The organism is Frateuria defendens, from assembly GCF_001182895.1.
Classification (GTDB): domain Bacteria; phylum Pseudomonadota; class Gammaproteobacteria; order Xanthomonadales; family Rhodanobacteraceae; genus Frateuria_B; species Frateuria_B defendens.
The window spans coordinates 1-15,290 of the sequence record NZ_LFQR01000158.1 but is presented as its reverse complement, the minus strand read 5'-3'; the positions used below and the strand labels follow the sequence as shown (position 1 = coordinate 15,290).

Sequence of the window (15,290 nt, the reverse complement as noted above, 5' to 3'; positions counted from 1 at the left end):
GCGCACAAGGCGCGAAGTATAGCGGGCGGGGGGAGGCCGGGGGGAACGGGGGCGTATGGGTTTGCGGCCGGGAGCCGGGAATCGGGATTAGGGCATAGCCGAGCAGGAAACCGGGCGGCCGCGCTCTTCCTATTCCCGATTCCCCATGCCCTGCTCCCGAACAATCCGCAGCCGCGCCGCCTCGATGCCGGGCAGGGCGCGCACGGCGCGCAGCAGCTCGGGGATGGGCTCCACCCGCCAGTCCTCGCCCAGCTCCAGGTCGGCCTGGGCGGTGCGGTTGTGGTAGCCGTGCAGGGTCACGCCGGCCCGGCCGCCGCGGTGGGCGGCCAGCACTTGCTGCAGCTGCCGCACGAAGTCGGGTTGCACACCGTTGAGCTTGAGCTGCAGCAGGCGGGCGTAGCGGCGGCAGGCGTCGGCCAGGGTGTAGGCGGAGCGGGCGCGCAGGGCGAAGCCGCCGCCGGAGAATTCGTCGATGCGCAGGCCGCCCTCGACCACCAGCAGCTCGTCGCGCACCAGCAGCGGCGCCACCTGCTGGTACAGCTCGCCGAAGAAGCTCACCTCGATGAAGCCGGTGGCGTCCTCGATGCGCACGAAGGCGTCGCTGTCGCCGCGCTTGCGCACGCCGGCGACCATGCCGGCCACGGTCCATGGCGTGTCCGGGCCGCGGCGGAAGCGGTTGCCCTCGTCGTCGCCCTTGCGCGGGCGCGGCGGCTGGTAGCGCTCGGCGATCTCGCCCAGCGGGCAGGTGGAGAGCTGCGCCAGCTCGTCGCGCCACGGGTCGGTGGGGTGGCCGGAAAGATAGTGGCCGAGCGTGTCGCGCTCGCCCTGCAGCCGCTGCTCCAGCGGCCATTCGGGCACGGTGGGGAGTTCCACCTGCACCACCGGGGCGGTCGAGCCCCCGCTCCGATCAGACATCATGGCGCCGAACATGTCGTTCTGGCCGCTCTGCTTGTCGCGCAGGTGCTGCTCGGCGGCCTTCATGGCGTCGGGCAGCTGGGCCATCAGGCTGGCGCGGTTGGGCGCCAGCGCGTCCAGGCTGCCGGAGAGGATCAGCGCCTCGAGCACGCGGCGGTTGAGCTTGGTGGGGTCCACGCGGCGGCAGAAGTCGGCGAGGTCCTTGTAGTCGCCGCCGCGCTTGCGCTCCTCGGCGATGGCCTCGCAGGCGCCCTGGCCCACGCCCTTGATGGCGCCCAGGCCGTAGCGGATCACCTTGGGCTCCACGGCCACGAACATGAACACCGAGGCGTTCACGTCGGGCGGCAGCACGGTGAGCCCGATCGCCTTGGATTCCTCGATGAACGTCACCGCCTTGTCGGTGTTGTCCATGTCCGAGGAGATCGTCGCGGCCATGAACTCGGCCGGGTAGTGCGCCTTCAGCCACGCGGTCTGGTAGGAGACCAGCGCGTAGGCGGCCGCGTGCGACTTGTTGAAGCCGTAGCCGGCGAACTTCTCCATCAGGTCGAAGATGGCGTCGGCCTTGTCGCTGGTGAGCCCGTCCTGGGCCGCACCCTCGCGGAACATCGCGCGGTGCTTGGCCATCTCCTCGGGCTTCTTCTTGCCCATCGCGCGGCGCAGCAGGTCGGCGCCGCCGAGCGAGTAGCCGCCCACGATCTGCGCCATCTGCATCACCTGCTCCTGGTAGACCATGATGCCGTAGGTCTCTTTCAGGATCGGCTCGACGCGCGGGTCGGGGTATTCCACCTCCTCCTTGCCGTGCTTGCGCGCGACGAAGCTGGGGATGAGGTCCATCGGGCCCGGGCGATACAGCGCCACCAGCGCCACGATGTCGCCGAAGCGGTCGGGCTTGGCGTCTTTCAGCATGCGCTGCATGCCGGAGGATTCGAGCTGGAACACCGCCACCGTCTGCGCGCGCTTGAGCAGCTCGTAGGTGGGCTTGTCGTCGATGGGGATCTTGGCGATGTCCAGCGGCGCCTCGTCCGCGGCTTCGCGGCGCGCGTTGATGGCCTTCACCGCCCAGTCGATGATGGTGAGCGTGCGCAGGCCCAGGAAGTCGAACTTCACCAGGCCGACCGCTTCCACGTCGTCCTTGTCGTACTGGGTCACCACGCCGGCGCCGCCCGGTTCGCAGTACAGCGGGGCGAACTCGGTGAGCGGCCTGGGCCCGATCACCACGCCGCCGGCGTGCTTGCCCACGCCGCGGGTGAGGTTCTCCAGCTTGAGCGCGAGGTCGATCAGCGGCCGCGCCTCGTCCTCGTCCTGCTGGTAGAGGTCGCAGAACTCCTTGACGACGCGGTCGGTCTCCTTCTTCGACTTCTCGCTGCGGCCGAGCGCGTCGGAGAGGGTGAGGTCCAGCGGGCGCGCGGGGATCAGCTTGGCGATCTTGTCGACCGCGTTGTAGCCCATGCCGAGCACGCGGCCGGAGTCGCGCAGCACCGCCTTGGCCGCCATCGAGCCGTAGGTGATGATCTGGCTGACGTGGTCGCGGCCGTACTTGCGCGCCACGTAGTCGATCACCTCGTCGCGGCGGTCCATGCAGAAGTCGATGTCGAAGTCCGGCATCGACACGCGCTCGGGGTTCAGGAAGCGCTCGAACAGCAGGTCGAACTGCAGCGGGTCGAGGTCGGTGATCTTAAGCGCCCACGCCACCAGCGAGCCCGCGCCCGAGCCGCGGCCGGGGCCGACCGGGATGCCGTTGTCCTTGCCCCACTTGATGAAGTCCGACACGATCAGGAAGTAGCCGGGGAAGCCCATCTCCACGATCACGTCGAGCTCGCGCTCCAGCCGCGCCTCGTAGTCGGCCAGCGTGTAGCCGGGCGCGAGCGGGTTGTGCGAGAGGTGTTCCTTCAGGCCCGCGCGGGCGCTTTCGCGGATGTAGCTGTCGAGGTCGTGGCCCGCGGGCACCGGGAAGTCCGGCAGGTAGTAGGTGCCGAAGGACAGTTCCAGGTTGCAGCGCTTGGCCAGCTCGAGCGTGTTCTCCAGCGCCTCGGGCACGTCGGCGAACAGCGCCGCCATCTCCTCGGGGGATTTGAGGTACTGCTGCGGGCTGTAGTCGCGCGGGCGCTTGGGGTCGGCCAGCACGCGGCCCTGGTTGATGCACACGCGGGCCTCGTGCGCGTCGAAGTCTTCCTGCTTGAGGAAGCGCACGTCGTTGCTGGCGATCACCGGCAGGTCCAGTTCCACCGCCAGCGCCAGCGCGGCGGTGTTCCAGGCTTCCTCGCCTTCGCGGCCGCAGCGGGTCAGTTCCAGGTACAGGCGGTCGGGGAACAGCTTCGCCAGCGTGCGCAGCCGGGGCAGCACGGCCTCGGTGCCCTGGTTGACCGCGACGCGGCCGATCTCGCTCTCGCGGCCGATGAGGGCGATCAGGCCGTCGGTGGTCGCGGCGGTGAGCCAGCCGGCCTCGGCCAGCGCGCGGCCGCCGTGCTGGCCGTCGCGCCAGGTGCGCGAGACCAGCCGCGAGAGGTTCAAGTAGCCCTCGCGGTGCTGGCACACCAGGGTGAGGCGCCACGGGCGCGGGTCGTCCGGGGCGCTGATCCACAGGTCGCAGCCGCCGATCGGCTTGATGCCGGCGGCGCTGCAGGCCTTGTAGAACTTCACCAGCGCGAACATGTTGCTGTCGTCGGTGAGCGCCGCCGCGGGCGCGCCGTGGCGCACGCTGGCCTCGACCAGCGCCTTGATGCGGATGGTCGAATCGACCAGCGAGTATTCGCTGTGCAGGTGGAAATGGACGAAACGTGCGGACATGCGGACTCACGCGGTGAGCCTGGGAAGGCTAACCGTGGTGCCCGCTCCCCACAAGCTTGACTTGCCCGCGCGCGGGCCTACGCCAGGCCCGGCGCGCCCTGCGGGCGGGCAGGTGTACACGCCGGCAAGGCGGCGCGTGCCGGAAACGCGCGGCGAACGCCTGCCGCGCATCCGTGCGGCAGGCGCAGAGGGCGCCCGGTGACGGCATCAGCGCACTTTGAAGAGCGGGTTGCCGGGCGCGGCGTCGATGTAATGGTCCAGCTGGCGCACCGCCAGCGGCTGGCGGTCGTAGTCGACGTGCGATGCGTCGGCGGCGGAGGCCGGCCTCCGGATGTCGCATGCGGCCGGCAGCGCCTGCGGTGCGGTCTCGGCCGGCGGAAGGGTGGGCGGGCGGCGGATGAGGCGGATGAGGGGCGTCATGGCACGGCTCCAGCGGACGGTGGGCGCGTTCTGCGCGGTCGCCGCGGCGGGAAGGCGAGGCGTGCCGTCGGGCAGGACGGCGGCACGCGGCATGCACGCCGCGGCACTACCCGGAAGGATGCGCCGGCCGGAGGGAGGGTTGCGACGCCGCCTTGCGGGCGCCAGCGGCACGCAAGGCGGGATGCTCGCCCCGCCTGCCGTTGACGGCTTTTATTTTAGCTCCGCGCATGGCGGAAGGCGTGGGCCGAAGGGCATGCCCGCGCCGGCGCGATCCATGCGTGGCGCCGCGCCGTCAGGGCAGCATGCCCGCCAGCAGATAGCCGTCCAAACCGGTCACCAGCACGGCGGCGCCGAGGCCCGCGGCCAGCGTGCCGCGGCCGAAGGCCAGTGCGCCCATCAGGCCGCGGCGGTGCGCGAGCAGCAGCATCGGCAGCAGGGCGAACGGCAGCGCCAGGCCCAGCACGCACTGGCTGAGGATCAAGAGGCTGTCGGCGCCGGCGCCCGGGCGCGAGGCCAGCAGGGCGAAGCCCGCGCACAGCGCCAGCAGGCGGGTGGCGATGCCGCGCAGCCAGGAGGAACTCTCACGGCCGCGGAAGCCGCGGGTGAGCAGGCGTCCGGCCATCACCCCGGTGATCGCCGAACTCTGGCCGGCCGCGTACAGGGCCAGCGCGAACACCAGCGCGGCGCCGCCGCCCAGGCCGAGCGCGATGGCCTGGTGCGCCTCGGCCAGGCTGCCCACCGGCTGGCCGCCGCGCAGGGAGGCCGCGGCCACCACCAGCATGGCGGCGTTGACCAGCATCGCCAGCCCCAGCGCGAAGCGCGTGTCCTTGGCGCTGAGGCGCAGCGCCTGCGGCCGGGCGGAGGGCGGCAGCCCGGCGCTGCGCTCGGCGACCAGGCCCGAATGCAGGTAGAGGTTGTGCGGCATCACGGTGGCGCCGAGGATGCCGAGCGCCATCGCCAGCATGCCGTGGTCGCCGAACACGGCCAGGCCCTGGCCGAGGCCGCCGGCCACCGCGGCGGGGTCGGGCCGCGCCTGCAGCAGCAGGTAGAGGAAGCTCAGCGCCACCGTGGCGAGCAGGATGCCCACCACGTTCTCGTGCAGGCGCTGGCGCCGCTGCGACAGCGCCAGGATCGCCAGCGTGCCGGCCGCGCTCGCCACCAGGCCCAGCTCCAGCCGCAGCCCGAACAGCAACTGCAACGCCACCGCGCCGCCGACCAGCTCGGCCAGCGCGGTGGCCACGATCGCCAGTTCGCCGGCGCCCCAGGCGAGCAGCGCCAGCGGCCGGGGCAGCAGGCGCCGGCTCAGGCTGGCGAGGTCCTCGCCGGTCGCCACCGCGAGCCGCGCCGCCATGCTCTGGAACAGCAGGCCGAGCAGGCTGGCGAACACCACGGTGCCGAGCAGCGCGTAGGCATAGCGTGAGCCGGCCGCGATGTCGGTGGCCCAGTTGCCCGGGTCGATATAGCCCACCGCCACCAGCAGGCCCGGCCCGATCAGGCGCCGCCCCGGCGGCGCCCCGTCGCGCGCGGCGGGGGCGTAGGGCAGGCGGTGGAGCAGGGCTTGGACGAGCGCGGTCATGGGGCCATTGACGCGCAGGACGGGGTTATCGGTCCAAGCGATTGTCTGGATGGGGCCTATAGGCAGGGATTATGGGAATTGGGAATGGGGAGTCGGAAAAGCAGGCCGCATCGGCCTGCCGCGCATCCTATTCGCTATTTCCTATTCCCGGCTCAAAACAACTCGTATTGCTGCAGCCACTCGCGCACCGGCGCGAAGCTGCGGCGGTGCTGCGGGCAGGGGCCGAGCCGCTTGAGCGCGTCGAGGTGGGCGGGCGTGCTGTAGCCCTTGTGGCTGGCGAAGCCGTAGCCGGGATGCTTGAGGTCCAGTTCGCACATGAAGCGGTCGCGGGTGACCTTGGCGAGGATCGAGGCGGCGCTGATCGCCGGCTCCAGCGCGTCGCCGCCGACGATGGCGCGGCCGGGGCAGGGCAGCGTGCGGGGCACGTAGTTGCCGTCGATCAGCGCGCTGTGCGGGCGGTGGGCGAGGCCGTCCAGGGCGCGGCCCATGCCCACCATGGTGGCCTGGAAGATGTTGATGAGGTCGATCTCCTCCACCTCCACCAGCACCACGTGCCAGGCCAGCGCGTGCGTCACGATCAGCTCGTACAGCGCCTCGCGGCGGGCCTCGGTGAGTTTCTTGGAGTCGTCCAGCCCGTCGATCGGCCGCGCGGGGTCGAGGATCACCGCCGCCACCGCCACCGGGCCGGCGAGCGGGCCCCGGCCGGCTTCGTCGACGCCGGCCACCAGCCACCCGGCCTCGATCGGGAACGGTACGGAACCGGCGGCGACGCCGTTGTTTTCCGCGCACCCGCCTGGCACGTTCGCCTCTCGAGAGGGGCGGATGCCCGCGGGATCGTCGATCAAAAGCGCAGGCTTCGTGGCCGGCTCGCTGCCCGCGTGCCACCGCTCCCCAGGAGAAGGAGAGGGCGCATCGGCGAGAAGGCGGAGGCTCGCGGCCTCATCGGTCGACGGCGAGTTCAGGCTCTCGACCTCATCCATTTCAGGCATACCGGTCATGCCGCCCGACGCTTTGCCGGCCCGGTTCACCTTACGCCCCACGCGGCGCCTCCACCAGCTCGACGATCGCCGCCGCGGCCGCTTCGGCCGCGCTGCCGGCGAGATCCGCCTGCAGGGCGTGGTGCAACTGCTCGAACGCGGCGACCACGGCGGCGCGGCGCTCGCTGTCGCGCAGCAGCGCCAGCGTGGCTTCGGCCAGCTTGGGCGCGGTGAAGTGCTCCTGCATCAGCTCCGGCACCAGCGCCCGCTCGCTCACGCCGCAGGCGCGGGCGAGGATGTTGGGCAGGGCGTAGACGTCGGTCTTGAGCAGCCTGAAGAGCTTGGCGATGCGGTAGCTGAGCGGGGAGACGCGGTAGCCCACCACCATCGGCCGCTTGGCCAGCATCGCCTCCAGCGTGGCGGTGCCGGAGGCCAGCAGCACCACGTCGGCGGCGAGCATGGCCTCGTGGGCGCGCCCGTCCAGCAACAGCGGCGCGCCGTCCCGGCCGGCTTCCGGCTTGAGCAGCTCGGCCAGCTTCGCGTGCACGCGCGGGTTGGCGGCGGGGATCACGATGCGCAGCCCGGGCAGGGCCGCGGCCACGCGCCAGGCGGCGTCGAGGAACACCGTGCCCAGCCGTTCCAGTTCCGAGCCGCGGCTGCCGGGCAGCACGGCCAGCACTGGCACGTCGTGCGGCAGGCCGAGCGCCTCGCGCGCGCCGGCGCGGTCGGCCACCAGCGGGAAGCGGTCGGCCAGCGGGTGGCCGACGAAGCGCGCGTCCACGCCGTGGCGGGCGTAGATCGGCGGCTCCATCGGGAACAGGCACAGCACGCGCGAGGCCGAGCGGCCGATCTTGGCCGCGCGGTGTTCGCGCCATGCCCACACCGAGGGGCTCACGTAGTGCACGGTGCGCAGGCCGGCCCGCTTGAGCCGCTCCTCCACGCCGAGGTTGAAGTCGGGCGCGTCGATGCCGACCACCACGTCGGGCTTCGCCTTGATCAGCCTCGCGACCAGTTCGCGGCGCAGCTTGAGCAGGCGCGGCAGGTGGCCCAGCACCTCGGCCAGGCCGAACAGCGACAGCTCGCGGATGTCGTACCAGGACTCGAAGCCCTCGCCCTGCATGCGCCGCCCGCCGATGCCGACGAAGCGCGCCCCGGGCCAGCGCGCGCGCAGCGCGGCGATCAGGTCGGCGCCGAGCTGGTCGCCGGAGTCTTCGCCGGCGAGGAGGGCGATCAGTGGGGGGCGCGGCTTGGTTTCGTCGGTTTGCATGATTCTCAACGACTAGGACAAGAGCCAGGGCGCGTGCCCGATTTGCCGATAGGCGCTTCGCGCCTATCGGCGCGCATATCAACGGGCCAACGACCGCTCGCTGCGCTCGAGAAAGTCGAGCATGGCGCGCACGTCTTCGCTGTCCCCGGCCTGGCCGACGAGCTGCTCGCGGGCCTCCGGCAGCGGCAGGCCGGCCACGTAGAGCGTGCGGTAGGCGCGCTTGATCGAGGCGATGCGCTCGGCGTCGAAGCCGCGGCGCTTCAGGCCCTCGCTGTTGATGCCGCGTGGGCGGCCGCGCTGCTCGTTGGCCATCATCACGAACGGCGGCACGTCCGCGCCCACCAGGCAGCCCATGCCGATGAAGGCGTGCGCGCCCACCTTGCAGAACTGGTGCACGCCGGAGAAGCCGGAGAGGATCACCCAGTCGCCGATCTCCACGTGCCCGGCCAGCGCCGAGTAGTTGGAGAACACCGTGTGGTTGCCGATCTGGCAGTCGTGCGCCACGTGCACGTAGGCCAGCAGCCAGTTGTCGCTGCCGATGCGGGTGACGCCGCCGCCGTCGCCGGTGCCGCGGTTGATGGTGACGAACTCGCGGATCAGGTTGCGGTCGCCGATCACCAGCTCGGTGTGCTCGCCCTGCCATTTCTTGTCCTGCGGCGCGCCGCCGAGCGAGGCGAACTGGCAGATGCGGTTGTCGCGGCCGATGCGGGTGGGGCCCTCGATCACCACGTGCGGACCGATGACGGTCCCCGCGCCGACCACCACGCCGGCGCCGATCACGCTGTAGGCGCCCACGCTGACGTTGGCGCCGATCTCGGCGGACGGGTCGATCTGCGCGGTGGGGTGGATCATTTGTCGTTCCTCGCCGCGCACATGATCTCGCAGCTCGCCACTTCCTTGCCGTCCACCAGCGCGCGGGCGGTGAACAGGCCCATGCTGCGCACCAGGCGCTTGAGCGACACCTCCATGCGCAGCTGGTCGCCCGGCGACACCACCGCGCTGAAGCGCGCGTTGTCCACCTTCACCAGGTAGAACAGCGGGCTGCCGGTGCCACCCTTGAGGCGGTGGCTGATTTGGGTGAGCAGGCCGGCGGTCTGCGCCATGGCCTCCACGATCAGCACGCCCGGCATCACCGGGTGGCCGGGGAAATGGCCCTGGAAGAACGGCTCGTTGATGGTCACGTTCTTCAGCGCCACCACGCTCTGGTCCGGCACGATCTCGATCACGCGATCGACCAGCAGGAACGGGTAGCGGTGCGGCAGCAGTTCCTGGATCTGTTCCACATTGACCGGCAGGCGCAAGGTCGCGGTCTTCTCACTCATTGTTGCTGTCCTTCTCCAGCGCAGCCAGGCGGCGCGCGTACTCGTCGAGATGCTTGAAACGGGCGGCGTTCCGGCGCCACTGGCGGTTGTCCTGCAAGGGAACGCCCGAGGAATATTCGCCTGGCTCGCGGATCGAGCTGGTGACCAGGCTTTTGGCGGTAATGGTAACCCGATCGGCCACTTCCAGATGACCGAGCACGCCGGCGTTGCCGCCGATCAGGCAGTAGCGCCCGATGCGGGCGCTGCCGGCCACCGCGGCGCAGCCGGCCATGGCGGTGTGGGCGCCGACGTGGACGTTGTGGGCGATCTGGATCTGGTTGTCCAGCCGCACGTCCTCCTCCAGCACGGTGTCTTCCAGCGCGCCGCGGTCGATGGTGGTGTTGGCGCCGATCTCGCAGTCGTCGCCGATGCGCACGCCGCCGAGCTGGGGCACCTTGATCCAATGGTCGCGGTCGAAGGCGAGGCCGAAGCCGTCCGAGCCGATCACCGCGCCCGGGTGCACCAGCACGCGCCGGCCCAGCGTCACGCGGATCACCAGGGTCACTCGCGCCACCAGCTGCGACTGCGCGCCGACCGTGCAGTCCGGGCCCACGATGCAGTGCGGGCCGAGCACGGCGCCGTCCTCGATCACCGCGCCGTCTTCGATCACGCAGCCGGGGCCGACGCTGGCGCCGGGCGCGACGCGGGCGCCCGGCGCCACCACGGCGCTGGGGTGGATGCCGGGCGCGGCGCCCGCGCGGTGCTCGAACAGCGCGGCGATCTGCGCGTAGGCCACGTACGGGTCGCGCGCGACCAGCGCGTTGACGGGGCAGCTGGCGAGGTCCTGCTCGCGCAGCACCACCACGCCGGCGCGGGTGGCGGCCAGCTGGGCGCCGTATTTGCTGTTGGACAGGAAGCTCAGCTGGCTCGGCCCGGCGCCGGCCAGCGTGCCGACGCCGTCGATGGCGTGCGCGCCCTCGCCATGGAAGGCGAGGCCGAAGCGCTCGGCGAGCTCGGCGACCGTGTAGTGGTTTGCGCTCATGCGGACTCCCGGTGGGCCGGCCATTGTACGGGCGCCGGCGGGCCGCTGTCCGGCCGCTGCCGGCGCCCCAAAAAAACGGAGCGCGGGGTTGCCGCGCTCCGGGTCTTGCGCGTAGCCGTCGAACCTGCGGTCAGAACTGGCTGCCGAAGGTGAACTGGATACGCTCCTGGTAGTGCTTGTCCTCGTCCTTGGAGCGGATCGGCACGGCGAAGTTGATGATCAGCGGGCCGATCGGCGCCTGCCACTGCAGCGACAGGCCGGTGGAGGCGCGCAGGTCGCTGGCGTTGAAGCTCTGGTAGTCCTTGTAGGCGTTGCCGACGTCCACGAACCAGGACACGCGGGCGGTGTTGACGTCCTTGAGGAAGGGCAGCGGCAGGAACACCTGCGCGGTACCCAGCACCTTGAAGGCGCCGCCGACCGGCTGGGCGTAGGTGTAGTAGCCGCCCGAGCAGCGGCCGCTCTTGTCCGGCTGGATCGGCCGGCCGTTGGCGTCGGTGCCCACGCAGAGCTTCGGGCCCAGGGTGTTGTCCTGGAAGCCGCGCACGTCGCGCACGCCGCCGGAGTAGTAGTTCTCCCAGAACGGGAAGTCGATCTTCTGGCCCTTCTGGTACAGCCCGTCCGCCGTGCTGTTCTCGTAGGTCTGGTTGCCGTAGGTCTTGCCGTAGCCGACCTGGCCGTCCAGGTACAGCACGAAGCCGCCGCCCACCGGCCAGTAGTGGCCGGCCTCGGTGTAGAGCTTCCAGTACTGCACGGTGGAGCCGGGCAGGGCCACGTCCAGGTTGGCCGAGAGCAGGCCGCCGCGGGTCGGCGCCCAGTAGCTGTTGCGGGTGTTGTGGGTCCAGCCGAGCTGGCCGGTCCAGGAGTGGATGGTCTCGTGGCCGAGCGCGTTCTGGTAGTCCACCAGCTGCTGCGGCGAGTAGGAGGTGGACTGCACCACTCCGTTCTGGTCCAGGTAGCGGTAGCTCAGGTTGATCTTGTTGCTCTCCAGGCCCAGGCCCACGCGCACCGTGTCGAAGTCGGAGATCGGGATGCCGAGGTAGCTGGAGAAGCTCTTCGCGCTGTTGGTGTAGTTGACGAAGTTGTAGTTGCTGTCGCCGAAGTCGGTCTTGCTGTAGGTGGCGGTGTAGCCGATGCCGATGTTGTTGTCGGTCAGGTACGGGTTGTAGTAGCTGGCCGTGATGCGGGTGTAGTAGCTGCTGCGCTCGGCGCTCACGCTGAAGCTGTCGCCGGTGCCGAGGAAGTTGTTCTGCGACACCGAGGCGGACAGGATCATGCCCGCGTACTGCGAGTAGCCGATGCCGAACATCAGGCTGCCGGCGGACTGCTCCTCCACCTTCACGCTGACGTCCACCTGGTCGTCGCTGCCGGGCACCAGCGCCTTGTCGATGTCCACCTTCTTGAAGTAGCCGAGCTGCTGCAGGCGGATCTTGGAGCGGTCCAGCGCGGCCTGGTTGTACCAGGAGCCTTCCAGCTGGCGCATCTCACGGCGCAGCACGTCGTCCTCGGTGCGGGTGTTGCCCTGGAACACCACGCGGCGCACGTACACGCGCTTGCCCGGCTCGATGAACAGGGTGAGGTCCACGGTGCGCTTGGCCTTGTCGAGCTTGGGCACCGGCGTGACCTTGGCGTAGGCGTAGCCGATGTTGGCCAGGATCGCCTTGATCGCGTCGGAGCTGTTCTCGATCGCCTTGCGGTTGAACACGTCGCCCTGGTGCACGAACACCAGCCTGCGCAGCATGTCCTCCGGCAGGATCAGTTCGCCGAGCAGGTGCACGTCCGAGACGGTGTAGATCTCGCCTTCCTTCACGCTGGCGGCGATGTACATCGAGCGCTTGTCCGGCGCGATGGTCACCTGGCTCGAATCCACCGCGAAGTCGGCGTAGCCGCGGTCCATGTAGTAGGACTGCAGCTTCTCCAGGTCGCCGGAGAGCTTCTCGCGCGAGTACTGGTCGTCCTTGGAGTACCAGGACATCCAGTTGGTGGTGTCCGACTCGAAGTCGCTGCGGATCGCCTTGTCGGTGAAGGCCTTGTTGCCGACGATGTTGAGCTGCTTGATCTTGGCGACCTTGCCCTCGCGGATCTCGATGTCCACCGCCACGCGGTTGCGGTCGAGGTTGGTCACGTGCGGGCTCACCGACACGTTGTACTTGCCGCGGTTGTAGTACTGGCGGATCAGCTCCTGCTGCACGCGGTCCAGCGACAGGCGGTCGAAGGTCTCGCCCTCGGACAGGCCGATCTCCTTGAGGCCCTTGCGCAGGTCGTCTTCCTTGATGTCCTTGTTGCCGCGCAGGGTGAGCTTGGCGATCGAGGGGCGCTCGGTGACGCGGATCACCATGATGTCGCCGTCGCGGTCGACCTCCACGTTGCTGAAGAACTTGGTCTGGTACAGCGCGCGGATCGCCCGCTGGGCGCCATCGTCGTCCAGACGGTCGCCCTTGTTGACCGGCAGGTAGTTGTAGACCGTGCCCGCCGAGATGCGGCTCAGGCCCTCGATGCGGATGTCGGAGACCACGAACGGCTCGAACGCCAGCGCGTTCGCGGAGAGGGAGGCAAGCAGGATCAAGGCGGCGATACGCTTCATCGTCGATTCCGTTGGGTTATTCCGACGGGGCGGCCGACGAGGCCGCCCCGATCAATGGCTTGGGGCCGGGCAGGGGTTCCACGGGGGGAAGGTATCGATCGCCGTGCCGCGTCACGACAGCAGCATGCGATGGATGTCGTTGTAGAACTCCAGCCCCATCAACGTGAACAGCAGCGCCAGGCCGATATATTGTCCGATCACCATGGCCCGCTCGCTGACCGGGCTGCCCTTGACCAGCTCGATAAGGTAGTACAGCAGGTGCCCGCCGTCCAAAACCGGGATCGGCAGCAGGTTGAGGATCGCCAGGCTCAGCGAGACCAGGGCCAGGAACTCCAGGAACCAGGCCGGCCCCATGCTGGCCGAGGCGTTGGCCACCTGGGCGATGCCGATCACGCCGGAGAGGTTGCGCGGCGAGGCCTGCCCGCTCAGCATCTTGCCGATCATGTTGAAGGTGGAGAGGGTGCGCTCCCAGGTGGTGTGCAGCGCGGCGGCGAAGGCGCCGGCCGGGCCGTAGCGCAGCACCGCCTGCTCGCCCGGCGGCGGACGCACGCCGATCACCCAGCGCGGGCTCTGGCCTTCCAGCGAGGCCCACTTGGCGGTGACCTCCACGGTCTGCGCGCGGCCGTCGCGCGCGATGCCGACGGCGAGCCTGGGCGACTTGGCCGCCTGCTCGCGCACCTGCCGGGCGAACTGCGCGAAATCGCCGACCGGCTGGCCGTTCACGCTGACCAGGCGGTCGCCGCCGCGGATGCCGGCCAGGGCGGCGGGCTCGCCGTTGTCCACGGTGGCGGCGATGGCCGGCGGCGGCGCCAGCTTGAGGCCGAGTCTGTCGAAGTACTGGCCCACGTCCTGGCCGGCCGGCAGCTGCTCGAGCGGCAGCACCAGCGGGCGCTCGGCGCCGTCCTGGCCGCGCACGCGCAGCGGCAGGGGCTCGCGGCCGAGCATGGCGTCGGCCACCGTGTCCATGGTGTCGCTCCAGGTGGCGACGGGCGTGCCGCCGACGCTGAGCAGGCGGTCGCCCGGGCGGATGCCGGCGGTGGCGGCCAGGCTCTGCGGGGCGGCGGTGACGATCGGCGCCGCGTCCGGCTTGCCGAGCATGAACATCAGCCACAGCGCGACGATGGTGAAGATGAGGTTGAAGCCGGGGCCGGCCGCCACGATGGCGATGCGCTGCCACACCGGCTTGCCGGTGAACTCCTGCCCGGCCAGCGCGGGATCGACCTCGCCCTCGCGGGCGTCGAGCATCTTCACGTAGCCGCCGAGCGGGATCGCGGCGACCTGGTACTCGGTGCCGTCGTGGCCGGTGCGCTTCCAGATCGCCCGGCCGAAGCCCACCGAGAAGCGCAGCACCTTGACGCCGCAGCGGCGCGCGACCCAGTAGTGGCCGAATTCGTGGAAGGTCACCAGCACGCCGAGCGTGACCAGCAGCCAGAACACCGAGCCGAAGAAAGGATTCATCTAGTCGAACGTATCCGTCGGGATCCAGAGCTTATCAGCATGCGCCGCACAGCACCCGGCGCGCCGCGGCGCGGGCGGCGCGGTCGCGCGCGATGAGTGTCTGGACATCGACCACGGGTTCGGCCGGCAGTTCCGCGAGTACGCGCTCGACCACGTCGGCGATCGACAGGAACGGTAGCGCCCCGGCCAGGAACGCCTCCACCGCCACCTCGTTGGCGGCGTTGAGGACGGCCGGCGCGTCGCCGCCCTCGCGCAGCGCCTGGAAGGCCAGGGCGAGGCAGCGGAAGGTGGCGAGGTCGGGCGGCTCGAAGGCCAGCGCGGGGCCGGCGGCGAGGTCGAGCGGGGCCACGCCGGCCTCGATGCGCTCGGGCCATGCGAGCGCGTGGGCGATGGCGGTGCGCATGTCGGGGTTGCCGAGCTGGGCCAGGGTGGAGCCGTCGGCGTATTCCACCAGCGAGTGCACCAGGCTCTGCGGGTGCACCAGCACCTCGATCTTCTCCGGCGGGGCGCCGAACAGGTGGTGCGCCTCGATCACCTCCAGGCCCTTGTTCATCAGGGTGGCGGAGTCGACCGAGATCTTGCGGCCCATGGTCCAGTTGGGGTGCTTGCAGGCTTCCGCCGGCGTCACCGCGGCCAGCTCCGCGCGCGAGCGGCCGCGGAACGGGCCGCCGGAGGCGGTGAGGATCAGCCGGCGCACGCCGCTGGCGGCCAGGTCCGGGCGGCCGCCCGGCAGGCACTGGAAGATCGCGTTGTGCTCCGAATCCACCGGCACCAGCGCGCCGCCGCCCTCGCGCAGGGCTTCCAGCAGCAGCGGGCCGGCCATCACGATGGATTCCTTGTTGGCCAGCAGCAGGCGCTTGCCGGCGCGGGCCGCGGCCAGGGTGGAATCGAGCCCGGCGGCGCCGACGATGGCGGCCACCACGGTGTCGCACAGCGGGCCGGCCGCGGCGGCGGCGATCGCCGCCG

Annotated in this window: 11 protein-coding genes; all 11 read right to left on the bottom strand. The window is 70.7% G+C overall.

Annotation, left to right across the window (positions count from 1 at the left end; genetic code table 11):
• Window positions 1-129: 129 nt before the first annotated feature.
• On the bottom strand, window positions 130-3,702 hold the full coding sequence (gene dnaE / locus ACH65_RS17085) for a DNA polymerase III subunit alpha (protein WP_049623836.1): 3,573 nt from the start codon (window positions 3,700-3,702) through the stop codon (window positions 130-132).
• A 207-nt stretch (window positions 3,703-3,909) separates the two neighbouring features.
• Complete coding sequence (locus tag ACH65_RS17080; RefSeq protein ID WP_049623835.1) at window positions 3,910-4,122, bottom strand: hypothetical protein; 213 nt, start codon at window positions 4,120-4,122, stop codon at window positions 3,910-3,912.
• A 292-nt stretch (window positions 4,123-4,414) separates the two neighbouring features.
• The gene (locus tag ACH65_RS17075; RefSeq protein ID WP_053096304.1) at window positions 4,415-5,698 is read right to left on the bottom strand and encodes an Nramp family divalent metal transporter; all 1,284 of its coding nucleotides are present in this window, start codon (window positions 5,696-5,698) and stop codon (window positions 4,415-4,417) included.
• Window positions 5,699-5,850: 152 nt separating this feature from the next.
• Window positions 5,851-6,498, bottom strand: a complete 648-nt coding sequence (gene rnhB / locus ACH65_RS17070) for a ribonuclease HII (RefSeq protein ID WP_425478324.1) — start codon at window positions 6,496-6,498, stop codon at window positions 5,851-5,853.
• Between the two features lie 229 nt (window positions 6,499-6,727).
• The gene (gene lpxB, locus ACH65_RS17065; RefSeq protein ID WP_049623834.1) at window positions 6,728-7,942 is read right to left on the bottom strand and encodes a lipid-A-disaccharide synthase; all 1,215 of its coding nucleotides are present in this window, start codon (window positions 7,940-7,942) and stop codon (window positions 6,728-6,730) included.
• Between the two features lie 78 nt (window positions 7,943-8,020).
• Window positions 8,021-8,794, bottom strand: coding sequence for an acyl-ACP--UDP-N-acetylglucosamine O-acyltransferase (lpxA, locus tag ACH65_RS17060; RefSeq protein WP_049623833.1), 774 nt, complete (start codon window positions 8,792-8,794; stop codon window positions 8,021-8,023).
• Complete coding sequence (gene fabZ / locus ACH65_RS17055) at window positions 8,791-9,264, bottom strand: 3-hydroxyacyl-ACP dehydratase FabZ (RefSeq protein WP_049623832.1); 474 nt, start codon at window positions 9,262-9,264, stop codon at window positions 8,791-8,793. Before fabZ ends, lpxA begins: the two co-directional genes overlap by 4 nt.
• Window positions 9,257-10,285, bottom strand: a complete 1,029-nt coding sequence (gene lpxD, locus ACH65_RS17050) for a UDP-3-O-(3-hydroxymyristoyl)glucosamine N-acyltransferase (protein WP_049623831.1) — start codon at window positions 10,283-10,285, stop codon at window positions 9,257-9,259. Before lpxD ends, fabZ begins: the two co-directional genes overlap by 8 nt.
• Window positions 10,286-10,415: 130 nt before the next feature.
• Window positions 10,416-12,866 (bottom strand): outer membrane protein assembly factor BamA, encoded by a 2,451-nt coding sequence (gene bamA, locus ACH65_RS17045; RefSeq protein ID WP_049623830.1) that lies wholly within the window; start codon window positions 12,864-12,866, stop codon window positions 10,416-10,418.
• 111 nt (window positions 12,867-12,977) lie between these two features.
• The gene (gene rseP / locus ACH65_RS17040; RefSeq protein ID WP_049623829.1) at window positions 12,978-14,324 is read right to left on the bottom strand and encodes an RIP metalloprotease RseP; all 1,347 of its coding nucleotides are present in this window, start codon (window positions 14,322-14,324) and stop codon (window positions 12,978-12,980) included.
• Window positions 14,325-14,358: 34 nt separating this feature from the next.
• Window positions 14,359-15,290, bottom strand: a 932-nt coding sequence (gene dxr / locus ACH65_RS17035; protein ID WP_049623828.1) for a 1-deoxy-D-xylulose-5-phosphate reductoisomerase, incomplete at its 5' end; no start/stop codon positions are given.